Here is a 16920-nt window from a genome sequence, read left to right as displayed (position 1 = left end):
CAAGGACACCAGCCAAGAGAACAGACTCAGAAGCAGATGACTCGGTGGACTACAGCGGCAAGTGGGAGGTAGTGGCGGGGTCCACGGTGGTGGATGGCGCCGAGGTGCCCTCCGCGATGCCGAGCAGGACGGTGCGCGCGGCCGCGGCGTCGCTGCGGGCTCGGTGTCCGCCATCGAGCCGAATGCTCTTCTCGGTGCCCTCGGCCTGCGATCGCATCCGCATGATGCATCCCCACATCTCGGGGTCGGCCAGGTGCGCAGGGTCGAGACCATGCCGAGCACAATCATGGAGAACGCGCCCCCTGTCGAACTCACTGTGGTAGCTGAGCGTCACTCGCCCAGTGGTCACCGCAATCAGAGCCTGGTGGACCGTAGACCAGCCAGGTGCGCCAATCAGATCGGCCAGGGCAATTCCATGCACGGCATAAGCGTCCGGGTGCATCGGAACGTCGCCCGGATCGACCAGGGTATCGAGCAGTGGATTGCCCGTGGCCGCGTCCAAAACGCAGATTTCGATGATGCTGCCGTCCAAATTGGTCGATTCAACGTCCAGCACCGCTGCCCGGCCGGGGACGAGCATGCCCCGTGCCCACTGCTGCGGAGACGTTTGTGTACTGGTCATGCCACTTCCTTCTCATGATCATCGTGACGGCACCCTCTGACATGTGGTTCTCACTCCGGCACCTATGCCAGCCCGGCGAAGTTCCTGGTAGCGCTCGGGAGCCGTCTCCCGACAAGGATCGGGACGACGGCGCCCGAGAGGCTGGGGCCACCCCACCGGACAGCTTCCTAGCTGTAGGAATGCTCAGGTTCGCGCTCGCTGGAGATCTGCCCGTCGGTGCTCGGCGGCTGATCGCCTCCCTGCGGTGCAGCAGCATCTGCGACGTCGGTCGTCTCAGTCGCGTCCTTACTGGCGCCACCACGCGCGGCCTTACTGGAGGCGTTCTTCCGCTTCTTCGGGGCGGTGTAGCCCATGGCTGCGAGCTCTTTGGCCGTCCATCCGCCTTCGATCGCGTTCTCGTGGGCCGTCCTGATTGCATCTACAGCTGCCTCGCGTGCGGAATCGAGTGCGGCAAGCTCTTCCACTGCTTCCCCGATGGCTCCGACAAGCGCGACTCTGGTTTCGATTGCCTTCTGCGCCAGTGCTTCCGCATTCTTTCGCGCGGTCTCGATTGCCTTCTTGTGGGCTGCTGGCGTAATCGTCATGTGTCACTGTCTCCTTCGTCTCTGCGGTCGTGCCGCACGTCGCGACACGACTTTTGACCGGTCTGGGTCTATAGTGGCGATCGTATTGTTCCGCTTCGGGATCAAGCACAGGGCACTGTCCCCGATGGTCACAGGAAGCGGGCGGGCACCATGTCCGAGCGCACGGCGCTGATCTGGATGAGCTCCCCGGTCTGCGGTGCTTCAAGCATTCTTCCGCCACCGAGGTAGATCGCGACGTGGTTGGCCCCGTCTGCCTGCCAGTTCCCGAACAGCAGGTCACCAGGCTGGGCTCGGTCCATGCTGATCTGCTGGCCTGCCCGGAACTGTTCCTGTGAGGTTCGCGGCAAGACCTTCGTGCCGCCGGTACCGATGTAGTAGGCGAAGCGAGTGAGCCCAGAGCAGTCGTAGCCGGCGGTAGCTCCTCCGGTGCCGTCGCCCATCGACGGTCCGGTGAGAAGGCCTCCGCCCCATTGGTAGGGCAATCCGATCGCACGCATCGCCGCTTCGATGACCGCACGCGCGAACTCGAGGTTGCGGGGAAAGCGGGGATCGAAGGTCAGATCGCTGACTGCGGTCGGGGCGAGCATTCCTGTCAGGGAGGGGATGCCGGCCGCAGTGGTGGGTGCTCCGCTGACGACAGGAGACAGGAATAACGGATTCGTCTCCTGCTGCGGAGTCGATGACGGTGCCTGAGCTGCGGGTCCCGCTGGGTCGGCGACACCGCCGGCGGGCCCGGGCTCCGGACTTGGGGCGGGCAGGACCACCTCGGGAATCAGACCCTGAGCCTCGGGCGGGAGCTGTTCCCTGGCCCCCTCAGCGGCATCCCGGACTTCCGGTGGAATGGCGTTCTCGATCTCGGCTTGCCACTCGTCGGGCAACTGCTCCTGCGCCTGCTGCACGGCCCGGGCCGCGTCGTCGAGGTAGGGCTGCGGGTCCGGGACATACTGGGCGAGAGCTGGCGGTAGTTTCTGTGCGACCGACGTGACGCTGTCGGTGATCGCGGGGTCCACTCCGCCGCCCTGGGCAGCTGATGCGCCGGCCACTGCGACGCCGATGATGATCGATGCGAAATCCATGATGTCTCCTAGCCGAGGGTGTGGCGGCCAAGGGCGGAAGTATTGTCTCGATGACCGCGAGGGTGTCGTGCGATCAGGACAGTAGAGATGGACCTGTACAACTCGACCGAACTCACAACCGGGGCAACCCAGTCGGGCATCCACAATCGGCCAATAGGGCGTAGAGAATTGGACCGGATGCGGAAGATCAAATAGGGTGTGGGTACTGAGAATGCACTGGGTGAGTCGGAGGCACACCATCTTGTAGGTGGCCTCCGACTTTTCTTTCTGCTCACAGCCCCTTGCCATCTCGTCGTCCGGTATGAGCGTCTGCGCCGGAGCCCTCCTTCCCTTGCGTTGTGTCCGTGGTCGGATCCGCATCGTCGTGTGGCGCGGCTTTCACCACTCTGAATTGCGCGGGCGCAGCGAAGATATCGGGATGAAAGGTCAGGTCGGGGCGCCGGTGGCGCGGCTTGTCCGCAGTCATGACTGTGTGTTCCTTCCCGTGGGTTGAATCTGTCTCGAACCCCCCGCCTCGACTCGTCATGGCGTCTCGTGATCGACGAGTTGGACGACCAGGCGCTCCCCTGGTGGCTGTCCGGGTCGCTCGTACGGCACAAAATGAGCCCCCACCACCTGTAGCTGCATTCCTCGTGGCAGTAAGTGGTGCGAGTTGTCTACGCGGGAAGATTGCCCGTAGTACATACCCCGGTCGGTCTGGATCTCGAAGACGACATCGGTGGGCCGGGCGGTCGAGTCCAGTTCGTGCAGCGAATGGGTTGCTGCAGTGAACCGGTCGAAGGACAGGACCGTCCCCGGCGATAGCGTCGAGGGCAGATCTGACGGGTTCACGACCGCGTTGGGGATGCTCACCGAGGTGTACACGAGATGACCTCGTCCGGATGCGCGTTCGTATCGTTGGATGGCCCTGTCCACTCGTTGGACCTGCTTGCGGCGAGCATCGTCGAGCTCGACAGCGTCGCCGGCCACAGCGGAGAGGGCGTTGTTCGTCTCCCGCCAGGTCTTCGGGTCCGAAGTCAACGACGCCAGCGCCGTGTACTGAGTTTTCGGCATGGCGTCGAGGACGCGGCGCTTCGCCGCGGATCGGGTGTTCCGTTGTCGTGCCGAGAGTGTGCGACGGAGTTCGATCGCCGGTGGCAGCTGGGGGCGTAGCCGAGAGTTTCCGATTGCCGCCGGCGTGGGCCGTGGATAGGCGCGGTTGAGGTCCCGTTGCGCTCGGGTCAATCCGGGTAGGTTCTCGGTAGCGGTGTCGAGTTCTCGTGCTCCGCTGCGGAGATCGGCTCGGGTGTCGTAGGCGTGCTGCGAGATCAGGGCGCCTTCCTTGCGGGTGGCGACGTCGCTGTCGCCCCGGTCGGGATCGAACACACCGTTGCCGCGGTCTGGGCTGATCCGGTCATGGCTGCGGCCCATCAGTTGCGCCGATCGAATCCGGTGACGTCGCCGCGCAGCTGGGCCAGCGCCTTTTCCCGCGCCTGGTGTTGATCGGCCAGGTCGGTGGCCAGGTCACCGATTGCCGACGCTGCGAGGTCATCATTCGCCGAGTTGACCAGCAGTTCTCCGAGCGCCGGTGCGTGAGCGTCGATGCGACCGAGAGCCGCAGTACCGTCGATGGAGTCCTGAAGCATCAGTAGGTCTTGGTGATATGTCCACAACGCTGCGACCCGCCCGATCAGTGATTCTTTGGCCTGTTCGAACCACCGTCGCTGCTCGTGGTGGGCGGCCCGAGCCGCGTCAGCCTCGGCACTGACTCCCCTCGTGGGTTCGCCGACGCTGGCCCGGAAAGTTGCCAGCTCACCGCAGTGGCAGAGAATCATTCGGAGTTGGTCCTCGATGTCGAGCCGGATGCGGTGGATGTCGAGGTCCTCGTGACTCCATGCCGGCACTTCACGAATATCGTCGACGATCGCGGACGCAGTCATGGCCAGACGAAGTTCGAAGTAGTCGCCGCCGGCCGAGACGTAGGCATCGAGCTTGGCAATGCTGCCGCGGATCATCTGCTTGTCCGCCGCGGTCAGTCTGAGGGGATCGCGGCGGATCCACCACCACATCGCGAGGACCTCCACACCTGCAGCCGCGGAGATGAATACCGTCAGATCTGTGATCGGAGACTGAAACAGCGGATTCATGTTGAGTAGGACAGGAATCATGCCGATCAGAACAGGTGCGATCACGACGAGGGGAATCTCGACAACGACACCGCCGTTCGTCCGCCCGAACGGGACCTGCGTGCGCCAGATATTCCGTCGGGGATAGGTATTCACGTCGTGGGCGGTAAAACCCAGCTCCGCTCGCCTTGCGACGATTGTGGCCGCCCTCGGCGAGAGGAGTTGTAAGTGGATGCGGTCGAGCGCCGTCAGAAACTGGTCGCTCTCAGGGTCGATCTCGACGCGGTCGATCATGTCCAGAACAGCGCGGGCCGCGGGGTCGCCCGCTTCTGCCGGGATCATCGGCGTAGCTCGCTTCGCCCGATGGGCCGCTGCTCGCTGACCTGCCGCGATTCGGTGTCATTCTTTCCGGGATAGGTCCGTGGATCTGGCCTCCCCGAGGGGTGATGAGGGAAACCGTCGAATGCTTCGACGGCGGTGTCGAACTGCGCATGATCGCCGGCCCACCGGATGTGACCGCAGCGGCAATAGGTGACGTCTTGCCATGGGTTGTAGGTCTTCGGTTCGTGATGCAGATCGATGCACCGGTGCCGCGCCCCGACCTGCACACCACACGCTGCCACCCGGTTCAGAACATGGCGTGTGTACGACCTCGCGCCGCGGTGAACGAGCTTGTCCGTCCGGTGGTGCGCCGGACCGGATGACAGGTCAACGTCCTGGTGAATACTCACCACTTCTCCCATCAGTGGTTGTCTCGTCAGGTCTGAGGCACGCGCAGATCTCACGCCCCGACGAGGTCGGATTTGGATCTGCGGGTGGTGTCCTGTTCGCGGCGCCCTACCGCGCGGCCGAGCAGTCGATCGAGACTCTCGCTCACCACGTCAGGGCGCTCGAGTCCGACCATGTGCCGCGCTCCGCTCACCGGGATCAGTTCGGCGAGGGGAAGAGCCGCCGCGAGTCGCTGTGAGTGCCCGATCGGGGTCACCCTGTCCCGGGTTCCACAGATGATCGACGCCGGCACCTTCGCGAGCACGTCGAGCGCCGGGGAAGCGTCGTAGATCCGCAGGTCACGCAGGAAGGCGGCCACGGTGGCGATCGGCGTCGCGTGGACCATCCCGTAAGACGTGGCGGCGGCACGGACACTTGCACTCGGAGCAAGCGGGCAAGTTGCGCCGACCACCGGCGACAAGATGCGACGTGAGAGATTCCAGCTGCGCCCGACGAGCCCTGGGGCGTGAGCTGATGCCGACCGCAACAACGTCACCGCCGGTGTATTCAGAGCGCGCCCGATGCCGGCGCCGGCGACATTGTCGACGGCGGTCGAGATCAACCCGACTCCCACGACTTGCGCGGCCGCGGCCTCTTGGTGATGGGCGACGTAGGACATCACGGCCATCCCGCCCATCGAGTGCCCGACGAGGACAATCGGACCCTGTGGTGCCACCGTGCGAATCACCGCATCCAGGTCCCGTCCAAGCTGGCTGATCGTGTAACTGTCGGTGTCAGCCGCGCCGGATCCACCATGGCCGCGGTGATCGAAGAAGACCAACCGGGCACGCCCACGCCAGACCATAGCCAGGTAGGCCCGTTGCGGTGCCCAGGCGTCCATGTGGAGACAGAATCCGTGCGCGAAAATCACAGTGACCGGCGCCATCTGGGATCCGATCTCACGCACCGCAAGAGAGGTGCCGTCGGCGGTGAGGACGAGGCGTGTGCGATCCCCGGGGGCCCTCATCGCTGGCCATCCAGACCTCGAGCCAACCATCCGCATCCATACTGGTCCGCGCGGTGACGCCCGGTGAGCGACTCTGAATGAAGGTGGCGGCGGATTTTCTTCGCATCCGTCGGGTGGATACGGCGAACCTCAACATTCATCGGTACCACTCCTTAGTCCTCACGACAGCAATTGCGAGGACCATAGGTCCGGACCTTGACTGCCCCACCTCGACCGCGAGCGATCGGCAACTCCGCCACAACAGACGCTCCTCCGTCGTAGGAAGTGCCACCACTCCCAATCATCTGGAGGAAGATCCACACAACTGGGGTTGTGTGACATGTCTTTGGACAGAACCGATGGGTCTTCATCCACAGGCCGACATCGCTCAGCATGATGTCCGCGCCCGGAACACCGTTGGGGCGGCGGCCGTCCTATTTGAAGGCCAGTCTGCCGGTCAACGACACGGTGGCTCCGCGCCTATCGACGGATCACCGGCCACGCCCCATCGACCGTCCTTCCCAGAGGGATCTCGGTACACACGATGTCCTTTACTGAGTAGGCGATCGCCCCGCACCGAGGGCACTGCCCGGGCAGCTGTTGGTGTCGGATCATTGCCCAGTGCTCGTCACACAGGAGGTAGTCCACGCGAGCGTCGAAGTGGCAGCAATCCTTGACGACCACCGCCCAGCGAGCCGCACGCACGAAGCCGACGGGGTCACCGGGGAAGTACTGAGGATGCTCCGCGCAGAACTCACACGGCAGTTCCGTCTGAACGATCGACGGCATCGGGGCGGATTGGTCCGCATCGTCCATACCGAAACACCTCCCAATCTCGAAACCAGTCACCCGGCCCTCGACACCTCAGCCGAAGAACACGTTCGATCGCGCGCCGATCACGGCATCACCACCCCGCTCAGACACTCAATTTCGGATCGGTGGTCGCCGATACACGTTCCGAAACCTGCTCGCCGCCGTTTCGTACTCATCCATCACGCGCCCAAACTTGTTCCCTCCTCGTACGGAACCGAAGCGAGAATCAGCAACCTCTGATCGATGGTCGCAAGCAACTCGTCCACCCTCTCCGCTGGAACGGGGGCTGGTTTTCCCCTCAGAAGGAACCACGCCACCAAGTTAATCGTCAACCGATAGACATGCCCGAAAACTAGACGCAACCCTTTGACGGCCTCCCGCAGCCGCTCGTCGCAATCTCGTTGTGAGTCCGAACCCTCGGTAGCAGAAGCAAGTTCGAGCACCAACTCGCGAATGCCGATCAGCTGCGCAGGCAGTGTCGGATCGGTCAACCGCGTCGCCCTATGTCCACGACGCCGAGCCGCATCAAGCTCCCTCACAGCTAAAACAGAGGCGACCGAAAAAATGAAGACGGTCACTCCAGCAACCGCCGCCCACATCCCCGTCGATGAGGGCGCGATCGACTCCCCTTGCGATAGACGCAAAGTCGCGATGACGCCCAAGCTCACGACAATCGCGTAATGCCCAACGAGGAACCTGATGCAGTCGATGTTATTCGGGGAATAAGCTAGGAAGATTGGGAGCGTCAACCCAAGATAGCCGACCCAACAACCGACCCCTACCACCACCCGGTTGCCCCACCCTGAACGTCGACAACCATGAGCGCCCACAACGCCACACCGACAGCACACGCTAACGAGACACTTCCCACAGCAACAAGTCGAAGAACCTCGTCACGATAGGAAATCGGCCTTACCCGTATATCACTCACTCCCTCCCCCTTTCCTTCCCTTGTGTTTGGGAACACCCCCGGGAAACGTTCATCCGCATCGCACCTCCACTTGGCCACCACCAGGCAAAACCTAGGACTCCTTGCGGCGTTTAGATCCAGACGATCCACCACATCGGGGGGACCGCGATCGCCAGCGCGGTTCCGGAGACGAGGAAGGGGGCGAAACCGAACTCCCCCAAATCCTTCCGTCGTCCGATAAGTTTCACCCACAGCATCACCACGAGCGCGAGGACGTTCGGTAGCAACATCCCTGAGAGCACATTCATCCATCCGACCCATCCCAGGGCAGCACCCAGAATGAAACTCAAACGCACGTCGGCGAGCCCGGGGTAGCCGCGGGTGACGATCGCGAAGGCAAGGTTGAACGCGAACACCAGCATTCCGGCGAGAAGAGCGCGCCCACCTGCCGCAGGATCTTGATCCACCGCCACAGCGAATGCCCCGAACATCAGGCCCACTGCAGTGGTCAACCGGATCAACGTCAACGGAAACCGCAGCGTGAAGTGATCGATCCACCCTGCCCACACGCACAGCAGGCTCAGTGCAAGCCAGGCTGTCAAGATCGCGTCGCCGCGGGCGAGCAGCACGGCGCCAAACCACATTCCCGCGGTCGTAGCCGCAGGAACGATCCGCCGGCCGGTTGCCTCTGATGGAATATCGACCGCCTTACACAACCGGGCCATCATCGGCGCTATTGCCGCACTCAACGCCGCACCAACTGCAGCGCAGGCGCTTGCAGCCCACCACAGCGCTGTTATGCCGTATTCGGCATCAAACCACCGAACCGCGAACCACACCACCACACTCGCGACGACGACATTCCCAGCAGGCGCGTACACCGTCGCCGGCAGATGATCACTGCGTTGCCCTGCCGCATCTTCAGCACCGACGGCCGGCGATTGTGGCTCCTCGCTGAGACCACTGCCCGCCAACTCGGACGTCGGTTCGGTCATCTTGGGCACTCCTCCGCAACTGTGCGACAGACATAAGGGATAGATCGACACTAGCCGTCCACGTGGACAGTCTCAGCACCACCGAACCGATGCGGGAGCCCGCGCACTGGAAGGGCCCTTCGAGAAACCGCAGCTTGACCCGCTGGTGCGGCGGTGGTCGCGCCGGGCGTCGTTTTGTCCAGGTCATCACATATCACTGGGCTCGACATTGCGTCCTCCCTGTCGGACTGGAATAGAAGCGAGTACTCGTGAATCGACGAACCACCACGGAATTTGCTGCACTGTCCCTCATCACGGCCGCCATCCTCACCGGGTGCAGCAGCACAGAAGCCGAGACCGTATCCCCGTCAGCCGAACCAGCTGCTGCTGCCACAAGCGTCGAGTGGTCGACGAACCCTACCGTTGATCAAGGTCAGCCCGGCGTGGCCGACGCTCAGACCCGGCTATCCGAGACACAGCCGGCGACGACTACGCAGGCCACCGCATTGCCGCCCACGAGCGCTCAGTGCGGAATCGTCACGAACAACCTGAACGGTGCGACTGCACCTGTGATCATCATCGCCGGAACTCCGAGCTGCCCAGCAGCACTGAGCATCAGTGATCGCTACCTCAACGACCGCACGGTCGCCGCACAAGGACAAGGGCGATTCGCTGTCATCGACGCTTGGAACTGCAGCTGGCCCTACCTTCCGGACCGATCACACGCCGACTCCTATCTGCACTGCGTCGACCCGACCGGGAATGCCGTCAAGATCGGCGACTGACACAGAACACCGCGGCACACCGAACCTCGTGCAACCCACGCGCGACGCGCCGGCATCAGCGCTCGCACGAACGACACCAGACGAAGGCACTATTGACTCATGGGGGCACCAGTGAAGAAAACCACGCGCAACTCACGTCGGCCGCATTGTGGCCGCTCCACATCGCCGGTCCGCAGCTATACGGAATACACCAAGCGCCTCGCCGCTGGAGCGAAAACCGTCGTCATCGACGCCGACCCGGAGAACTGGCTGGACCTTGGTCACATCCCCAGCCAAGTCGAGGTCAAAATTATCGGACAAACCTGCGCGGGAATCGCCGGCGGCTCCATCGCAGCCGCCGGCCGGTGCTTCGTCCAAGCGTCCAACCACGCCAGGGTCACTGCCTACGAACATGCTCACATCGAAGCGTTCGACGACAGCACCGTCGATGCCCGCGGTAAGAGCCATATCGTCGGCACCGACAACGCCAGGATCCGCGCAGAAGACAGCGCCATCGTCTTCGCGCACAGTCATTGCCACGTCCAAGCCAACGGTCAAGCTCTGGTCGCCGCCACCGACACCACCACAGTCCGCATCGATGGCGAGGCCCACGTCCGAGTGAGCGGTGGCGTACGCATCATCGGGCCCGGTCGACCCGCGAATGTCGAAACCCATCCGATCAGCCGTCTCGCACGCCACCTGAATTTCTGAGCGAGACGATCCCCGCTGTCCGGATGTGCCGCGGGGCAGAACTGTCGAGCTGGGCAGCTCATCTACGCCCCACGCTGCACTCATCAACCGGTGATCGCATGACTGCGGTCCAACTCGCAGCAGACGTATCACCGCACAAACGCATTCACTGGAAAGGTAGCTCTCGTTGTCCAACGACAAGCCCCGAACATCAACGGGTGACCTGCTCGTAGCAAGTACAAATCCACGACGGCCCGCCACACTCGAGACCGGCTTCCCGAGATTGTGCTTGGCAGTCTTGCTGTGGGTATTGTGACTGTAAGGTAATAACATGGTGTTTTGCGGTTTGAGTCGGGTCGGTGCGGTAGGGCGGTTGTGAGCGAGGTCGACGGGCGGCTGCGGGAGCGGTTCGAGGTCTTGTTGCCGCATCTGAACGAGCGGCAGCGGCGTTTGGCGTTGGCGGCGGAGGCCCGGTCGCTGGGGCATGGCGGGGTGCGGGCGGTGGCCCGGGCGGTCGGTGTCAGCGAGACCACGGTTCGCAGGGGCGTGTTCGAGTTGGAGGCCGGCGAGCAGCCGGCGCCGACGGGTCGGGTCCGCCGTCCGGGTGGGGGCCGCAAGGGTGCGGACGCGCTGAATCCGCAGCTGGTGCCTGCGTTGTTGGCGCTGGTCGAGCCGGATGAGCGTGGGGATCCGGAGTCTCCGTTGCGGTGGACGACCAAGTCGCTGCGACACCTGGCCGAGGAGCTGACCCGGCAGGGCCATCCGGTGTCCGCGCCGACGGTGGGACGATTGTTGCGGGACAACGGATTCAGTTTGCAGGCCAACGCCAAGACGTTGGAAGGCGAGCAGCACCCGGACCGGGACGTGCAGTTCCGCTACATCAACGAGCAGGTCAAGGCGCACCAGGACGCGGGCGAGCCGGTGATCAGCGTCGATTCGAAGAAGAAGGAACAACTCGGCCAGCTGCCCACCCCGGGGCGCGAGTGGCGCCCGCAGGGCGATCCGGTGCGGGTGGTCGATCACAGTTTCTTCACCGGACCGAATGCGGACCGGGCCATCCCGTACGGCGTCTACGACTTGACCACCGACGCAGGTTGGGTCAATGTCGGCGTCGACCACGACACCGCCGCGTTCGCGGTCGCCTCCATCCGCCGCTGGTGGCAGGCCCGCGGCGCCGCCGACTACCCGCACGCGCGCCGGCTGCTGATCACCGCCGACGCCGGTGGCTCCAACAGCTACCGGTACCGGTTGTGGAAGGCCGAATTGGCTGCGCTGGCAACCGAGACCGGGTTGGCGATCACGGTCTGCCATTTCCCGCCCGGCACCTCGAAGTGGAACAAGATCGAGCACCGGTTGTTCTCCCAGATCACCATGAACTGGCGAGGGCGGCCGCTGACCAGCCATGAGGTCGTGGTCAAGACCATCGCCTCCACCCGCACCCGCACCGGGTTGCGCGTGGACGCCGAGCTGGACACCGGCGACTACCCGATCGGGATCTCGGTTGGTCGAGACGAGTTGCGCGCGTTGCCCATCCGACCGCACGCCCAGTGCGGAACGTGGAACTACACCATCGAACCCACTCACGCCGACGCCGCTCCGGTTCCCGGCCGGGACCGGGAAGGCGAGCGCGTCGCGGCTGTCGCGATGCTCGCCGACTCGCGTCTGACCGGCATGACGGGCGACGAGCTGGACGAACTCACCGCACGGCTGGCACCGGCCCAGGCCGCGCGCGCCGAGCAACGCCGCTGGCACCAACGCGGCGGCCGGCGCCGCAATGCCCCGGGTGCCGGCGGGCGACGGCTGCTGTCGGACGCCGCGGCCCTGCTGATCACCGTCGTGTATCTGCGGCAGGTCTGCCCTCAGCGGGTGCTGTCGGATCTGCTCGGGGTGAATCCGAACTCCATCGGCGAAATCATCGCCGAAACGCGGATGCTGCTCGACGAACACGGCCATCACGTCACCCCGACCATCGGGCTGCGCTTCAGCACCGCTGCAGACCTCGCGGGATTTCTCCGTGACGGCACGGCACCCGACCCGACACCGAATCGGCCGCTCCCCGAGGCACTGTCGCATCCGGCTCTGACCGGCATGAGTCGCCGGCAACTGGGCGACCTCGTCGAACGCCTCGCCGTCCGGCAAGCCGCCATGGTCGAGCGACGCCGCTACGCCCAACGCGGCGGCGAACGCATGCCAGGGGGCCGCGGCGGAATCTTCCTCCAGAAGATCACCGATGCCGAACGCGTCCTGGCCACCGTTCTGCATATACGCCAGCTCTGCAACCGCGCCGTCCTGGCCGAACTGTTCCAGGTCAGCCCCCGCACCATCGGCAATGCCCTGCTCGACGTGCGGCCACTGCTCGAACAGGACGGCTACACCCCGGCACCGGCAACCATCCGCTACCGCACCGCCGCCGCCCTCCTCGCCGCCATACCACCACGAGAGGGCGACACACCCGAATCGGCACATTAATTCCTTACAGTCACATTCCTCATCTTTTTTGCGGGCGTACCGACCATATCCGCTCAAGAAGGGAACGCGGTCGGACTCGGCCTTCTTGTTCTTGCCATCATCTGGGGCGTGTTCCTGCTCTGCATGCTTGCTCTGTTGGGTTCCTCCCATGGCGTCCGTGCCACGGTCGCCCGGGCCCGCTGGGCAGCACGCAGCATCGGCTGCGCACTTCCACAGCCTCGGACTATCGTGATGCTCCTTGCTGTCACAATCGTCACCCTGGCAGTGACGGCACTGCTGAGAGGCCCGATTTCCGACCTCGTGGTCGCGACAGCAGGAACGGACCAATCACCTGCGCAACGTGCCGCGGACGCTGATAGGTCCACCTGGTCAACGTCGGGTTGGGCCGGCCACATCCCTGGTCTGACGCTGATGTCCGGGGTCGTCACTGAAGAACTCATGTTCCGAGGACCACTTGTCGCTGCGGTCGTCTTTGCCCGCAGATACTTTCGCAGCGGCTGGCCAAAATGGGCAGCTCGCATCCTGATCGCCATTCTTTGGATTTTCCTTGGCTATGAATTCGGCATCGGACACGACACCTTCTCCGCCTTGAACGCAGCACTCATGGTGGTCGCCGGCCTTCTCTGGGGAGCCCTCGCCATCTGGACAAAGTCGCTGCTCCCCTCAATCGCGAGCCATGCGCTCTACAACCTCTTCGCAGACTGGTGACCACCACCCTCGTGTGGGCACGAAAGCCGGCCACCGAACGCAGCATTCTTGCGAGGGTTTCCAATCATGGGAGCACCGCAGGTGACTTAGCGTCGGGAACAGAAGGTTGTCCGCGGTGATCAGTCGGGCTGCGTGTGGCGTCGCGCCTGGCGGCGAGCGTGCCTGGCCATGAGGTGCTTCCGGTTCTTCTCGCTGCGGAAGACCTCGTTGTTCACTGCTTGTTCGATCTTTCCGGGTTCCTCGAGCACCCGTCTCGCGGCAAGGCGCATCAGCTCAGCGCGATCGGACCCGACCCGTGCAGCCAACCCGTCGAGCTTGTCGCGCAGAGGCTCGTCGAAGTGCACATTCGCCCTGGCGTAGATTTCGGGCCTGAGATCGCGCAGCGGCGCGATGGTTTCCAGGTCTCCGGCGAGGTCACCGGGCTCCTCGAGCAGGCGTCGTAGTGCGACCCGGAGCAAGGACGTGTTGAGCTTGTCCCCGTATCGGCCGGCGAGTCGCCAGATCTGCTGCTTGCTGGACGGGTTGACCATCACGTCGACCCAGTCGGACAAACCTGTCCGCTCGGCCTCGCGGAGCATCGGATGCTTGTAGCGGCCAGGCGCTTGCAGGAATCGGTGCAGCGCGATCCTCATCAGCGCGCTGACCGTAGTGTCATACGCGGCGGCCAGCGCCGCGAACTCCTGGGCTGTGTCCGGCTCCAGCTTAATCTTGAGCATGACCAGCGGGATTGCCCGCAGCGCTTCCGAAAGCCGTCGCTGTTCGGCGAGGCCAGTGCCGACAGCTTTGGGCTGGGTGACCAGTCGTCGGCAGGCAACACGAATCAACGCCCCGAATCGACGGGGGCCGATCCCCTCGGCCATGTCCTCGAGCTTGCGCTTGGGCTCTGGATCGAAGCGCAGTGCAATGGGATCGCCCACGGGGATCCGCCCTGGCCTCGTCTCCGTCACCCTCGATCCGTCCTCACTGCAATGAATGTGCCCCGGCATCGGTTGACGCCGGGGCAGAGGGGGGTTCTGGGAACAAAATTGGGGGGATGATCACCAGAACACCAATAACTCTAGCGGTTCGTCGATCGCTCGACGCATGCCCCCCACCATAAAGACTGGTGGCGGGCGTCTTCGATACTCATCAGCGCGGGTGGCTACGTACTCCCCAAGTTGAACGCCTGTGGAAGTGCCGTGGGGCAGCCTGCCGTCTGACTACCTACTTGATCCCCGCCGCGTCGAGAATAGATTGCGGGCTGCCGCAGACATCCGAGTTGTCGACTGCGCTGCCCTCTCCGTCGTGTCCGGCATAATCCAGCACGCCTTGGATCTGCGATGTAGACAGGCCTGCCTGATGTTGCCGAAGAACGAAATCGGAGTACGGCAGGCAGATCGCCTGTCGTACAACTCGTGGGTCGTCTACATCTGCCAGGTTCGAGATCGTTCGATCAACGCCCTCCGCCGCGGTGAAGACCATTGTCCCAATGAGAAAGCCGCCGAGCACGATCAACAAGGCGATCGCGACGGCCGCGACGGCCGTGACCTTCTGCGCAAGGGTGCTCACCGGCTTGGTTGCGGAAGTGGTCGTAACCGCCTGCTCTACGGTCATGCTGTTCTCCGTTCTGTTGGTTTCCGCAGGAGACAACAACTCGTCTCCTCGTTAGCGAGCCAGAACGTAGCAGTGGGCTTCTCCATCACACCCTCACTCAATTTGGCAATCAAACTCCAGCAGCAGCACCACTTCCTGATCTGAGCTACTTCACGGCTCATTGCACAGCTCGCGACGTCGACACCGCAGCGACGCGAGGGCATCGATCCGGGGACTCAGTCCTGCGCGTCCAGCGCCACTGAGTTTCTGACCGGACCGACGCCGCACCAACATCGAACGGAGTCCACGTCGAATCAATTGGGCGTAACCAGCACCTGTAGCTCACCGATTCGCTGTTGGTAGTTGGAGGTCAACGGAACAGGCACGACTCCACCTGCTCCGCCACCTGGCCATACTGCTGTCCAGTTCACAATCCAGGCCGCCGTCGCCGATACGTTGTTCACGCCGCCGGGCTGCGTGATCGATGTCTTCTCGATGTGGTGACCGCATGTCGGGGATGGCAATCCACTCGGTGGGGTCAGCGGACTGGCGTCGATCAGGTCGTTGTACGGGGTGAACGGTAGAAGCGCGCCCGGGCAGATTGTCGGGAGGGACCCGTCCCCCCAGTTGATCGTGACACTCGAGTTGACAGCTGTGGCGGTCACCACGACGCCTCCCGGACCAGGGACGACCCGTGTCACGGGACCGACGGTGCTCTCCCGGATCTGATCCGGGCAAACCCACGCCCACGCGTTCTTTCCGACCAAACCGGTTCTCCCACCAGGGAAGTTGGCAGGTTCGGGGGTCCAGCACATCGGCGGCTCCTCAAGCTGCATCCCGGTCACGGCTGTTCCCACCACATTCATGACCTGCGCCATGCTCACCGGGGTGGCCGGCATACCCACATCCGGACTCAGCGGAACGCAGTCCGTGAATCGGCCGCACGCCTTCAACTGCTCCCGAACCGGAGGTCCCGTAGGAGCGGCCACGACGTCACCACCACCGCTGTATCCAGACCCACCGCCGCCCGTCCCCGCTGCACTCGCCCCTGAGGAGCCGCCGGAGCCAGGCGACGCCGAAGGTACCTGGACGTAGCTGCCTTGAACGACAATGTTCGCACCCAGATTTCCGGAACCGGGAGCGACGTCTATTCCTCCAGAACCGAAGCCGGGTTGTCCAAGCGCTGAGTGTGGCGACGCAACCAGGCTCCCCAGAACGAGCGCGCCGATCACGGCCGCATGAAAACGACGACGATTTGGCATGTGTTCTCCTTGGTTATGGTGCATCACACGGCGCGTATCGGGCAGCTGCATCGCTGGTGACTCGCCAGCCGTTTGCATCGGGCCAATCCGCATTCCGGACGGTCAACTGGGCGAGCACAAACTGCGGCCGGTTGACGTCGTAGGCGGGACTACCGTCTGACTTCGTCCAGGTCATACCGGAGATGTCGGTGCAGGCGCGCACGTGGACCCAGGCGGGCCCGGAGATAGCCTTGCCGTCGTCGCCTACAGGTATGCCGGCGTCGGTGATCTTCGCATCGACAACCTTGACGTCGCCCGCTCCGACCACGTTCTGCGATCGACGCAGGGTGATATCTCCCCGCCAGCTATCCAGCACGGGACCACCGGCAACGGTGTCGAGCTGCTCAATCGGCGCAGCGGCATCGCCATCAAGCTTGCCCACGACAGCGTAAAAGTCATTGACCTTCGCAAGCGCCTGTTCCCGTGCCAACTCGTCAGGAGTCTTGTTCGACGTGTCCGCCCCGTCGGGACCCTCGAACGCCGGGTCACCGGTGACAGTGAGCTCTACCGCCGGATCCGCCGCGTCGGTGTCGGAGCAGGCGGTCACGCCGACCAATAGGGCCGTCGCAGCCAAGGCAGCGACGGCGGTTCGGCGGATGGTGGTGTGTGCCATAGTCG

At 63.8% G+C, this 16920-nt stretch carries 16 protein-coding genes; 4 read left to right on the top strand and 12 right to left on the bottom strand.

Features of this window, described 5'->3' with window-relative positions:
* Window positions 1-49: 49 nt before the first annotated feature.
* From MLGJGCBP_RS48105 to MLGJGCBP_RS48065, 9 genes are all read right to left on the bottom strand, one after another.
* Complete coding sequence (locus MLGJGCBP_RS48105) at window positions 50-622, bottom strand: 3'-5' exonuclease (RefSeq protein ID WP_007299951.1); 573 nt, start codon at window positions 620-622, stop codon at window positions 50-52.
* A gap of 167 nt (window positions 623-789) precedes the next feature.
* Window positions 790-1206, bottom strand: coding sequence for a hypothetical protein (locus MLGJGCBP_RS48100; protein ID WP_007299952.1), 417 nt, complete (start codon window positions 1204-1206; stop codon window positions 790-792).
* Between the two features lie 128 nt (window positions 1207-1334).
* The gene (locus tag MLGJGCBP_RS53950; RefSeq protein WP_007299953.1) at window positions 1335-2282 is read right to left on the bottom strand and encodes a C40 family peptidase; all 948 of its coding nucleotides are present in this window, start codon (window positions 2280-2282) and stop codon (window positions 1335-1337) included.
* A gap of 271 nt (window positions 2283-2553) precedes the next feature.
* Complete coding sequence (locus tag MLGJGCBP_RS48090) at window positions 2554-2748, bottom strand: hypothetical protein (protein ID WP_148222644.1); 195 nt, start codon at window positions 2746-2748, stop codon at window positions 2554-2556.
* Between the two features lie 56 nt (window positions 2749-2804).
* Window positions 2805-3692, bottom strand: coding sequence for a hypothetical protein (locus tag MLGJGCBP_RS48085; RefSeq protein WP_007299954.1), 888 nt, complete (start codon window positions 3690-3692; stop codon window positions 2805-2807).
* The gene (locus MLGJGCBP_RS48080; protein WP_007299955.1) at window positions 3692-4729 is read right to left on the bottom strand and encodes a hypothetical protein; all 1038 of its coding nucleotides are present in this window, start codon (window positions 4727-4729) and stop codon (window positions 3692-3694) included. The genes MLGJGCBP_RS48085 and MLGJGCBP_RS48080 overlap by 1 nt, the downstream gene beginning before the upstream one ends.
* A gap of 439 nt (window positions 4730-5168) precedes the next feature.
* Complete coding sequence (locus MLGJGCBP_RS48075) at window positions 5169-6122, bottom strand: alpha/beta fold hydrolase (protein ID WP_007299957.1); 954 nt, start codon at window positions 6120-6122, stop codon at window positions 5169-5171.
* A 971-nt stretch (window positions 6123-7093) separates the two neighbouring features.
* Complete coding sequence (locus tag MLGJGCBP_RS48070; RefSeq protein WP_148222643.1) at window positions 7094-7492, bottom strand: hypothetical protein; 399 nt, start codon at window positions 7490-7492, stop codon at window positions 7094-7096.
* 463 nt (window positions 7493-7955) lie between these two features.
* Entirely contained in the window at window positions 7956-8819 is an 864-nt protein-coding gene (locus tag MLGJGCBP_RS48065) for a hypothetical protein (RefSeq protein ID WP_012686779.1), read from the bottom strand.
* 422 nt (window positions 8820-9241) lie between these two features.
* Between MLGJGCBP_RS48065 and MLGJGCBP_RS48060 the strand changes: the two genes are divergently transcribed.
* The 4 genes from MLGJGCBP_RS48060 (at window position 9242) to MLGJGCBP_RS48045 (ending at window position 13429) form a co-directional block, all read left to right on the top strand.
* Window positions 9242-9583 (top strand): hypothetical protein, encoded by a 342-nt coding sequence (locus MLGJGCBP_RS48060; RefSeq protein ID WP_007299961.1) that lies wholly within the window; start codon window positions 9242-9244, stop codon window positions 9581-9583.
* A gap of 99 nt (window positions 9584-9682) precedes the next feature.
* Window positions 9683-10273 carry a hypothetical protein gene (locus tag MLGJGCBP_RS48055; protein WP_007299962.1) on the top strand — a complete coding sequence of 197 codons (591 nt, stop codon included), beginning with the start codon at window positions 9683-9685 and terminating at the stop codon, window positions 10271-10273.
* A gap of 354 nt (window positions 10274-10627) precedes the next feature.
* Window positions 10628-12721 carry an ISAzo13-like element ISRop2 family transposase gene (locus MLGJGCBP_RS48050; protein ID WP_007299963.1) on the top strand — a complete coding sequence of 698 codons (2094 nt, stop codon included), beginning with the start codon at window positions 10628-10630 and terminating at the stop codon, window positions 12719-12721.
* Between the two features lie 231 nt (window positions 12722-12952).
* Window positions 12953-13429: a CPBP family intramembrane glutamic endopeptidase gene (locus MLGJGCBP_RS48045; RefSeq protein ID WP_007299964.1), complete on the top strand. Its 477-nt coding sequence runs from the start codon at window positions 12953-12955 to the stop codon at window positions 13427-13429.
* A 119-nt stretch (window positions 13430-13548) separates the two neighbouring features.
* Here the strand turns inward: MLGJGCBP_RS48045 and MLGJGCBP_RS48040 are convergent, their stop codons facing one another.
* The 3 genes from MLGJGCBP_RS48040 to MLGJGCBP_RS48030 form a co-directional block, all read right to left on the bottom strand.
* Window positions 13549-14415, bottom strand: a complete 867-nt coding sequence (locus MLGJGCBP_RS48040; protein ID WP_012686776.1) for a CopG family transcriptional regulator — start codon at window positions 14413-14415, stop codon at window positions 13549-13551.
* A 217-nt stretch (window positions 14416-14632) separates the two neighbouring features.
* Window positions 14633-15022 (bottom strand): hypothetical protein, encoded by a 390-nt coding sequence (locus MLGJGCBP_RS48035; RefSeq protein ID WP_007299966.1) that lies wholly within the window; start codon window positions 15020-15022, stop codon window positions 14633-14635.
* Between the two features lie 1254 nt (window positions 15023-16276).
* On the bottom strand, window positions 16277-16915 hold the full coding sequence (locus tag MLGJGCBP_RS48030; RefSeq protein WP_007299967.1) for a hypothetical protein: 639 nt from the start codon (window positions 16913-16915) through the stop codon (window positions 16277-16279).
* Between the last annotated feature and the right edge of the window lie 5 nt (window positions 16916-16920).

The organism is Rhodococcus sp. T7, from assembly GCF_009872365.1.
Classification (GTDB): Bacteria; Actinomycetota; Actinomycetes; order Mycobacteriales; family Mycobacteriaceae; genus Rhodococcus_F.
The sequence above is the reverse complement of the archived record's forward strand: the minus strand, read 5'-3'. Positions and strand labels throughout refer to the sequence as shown.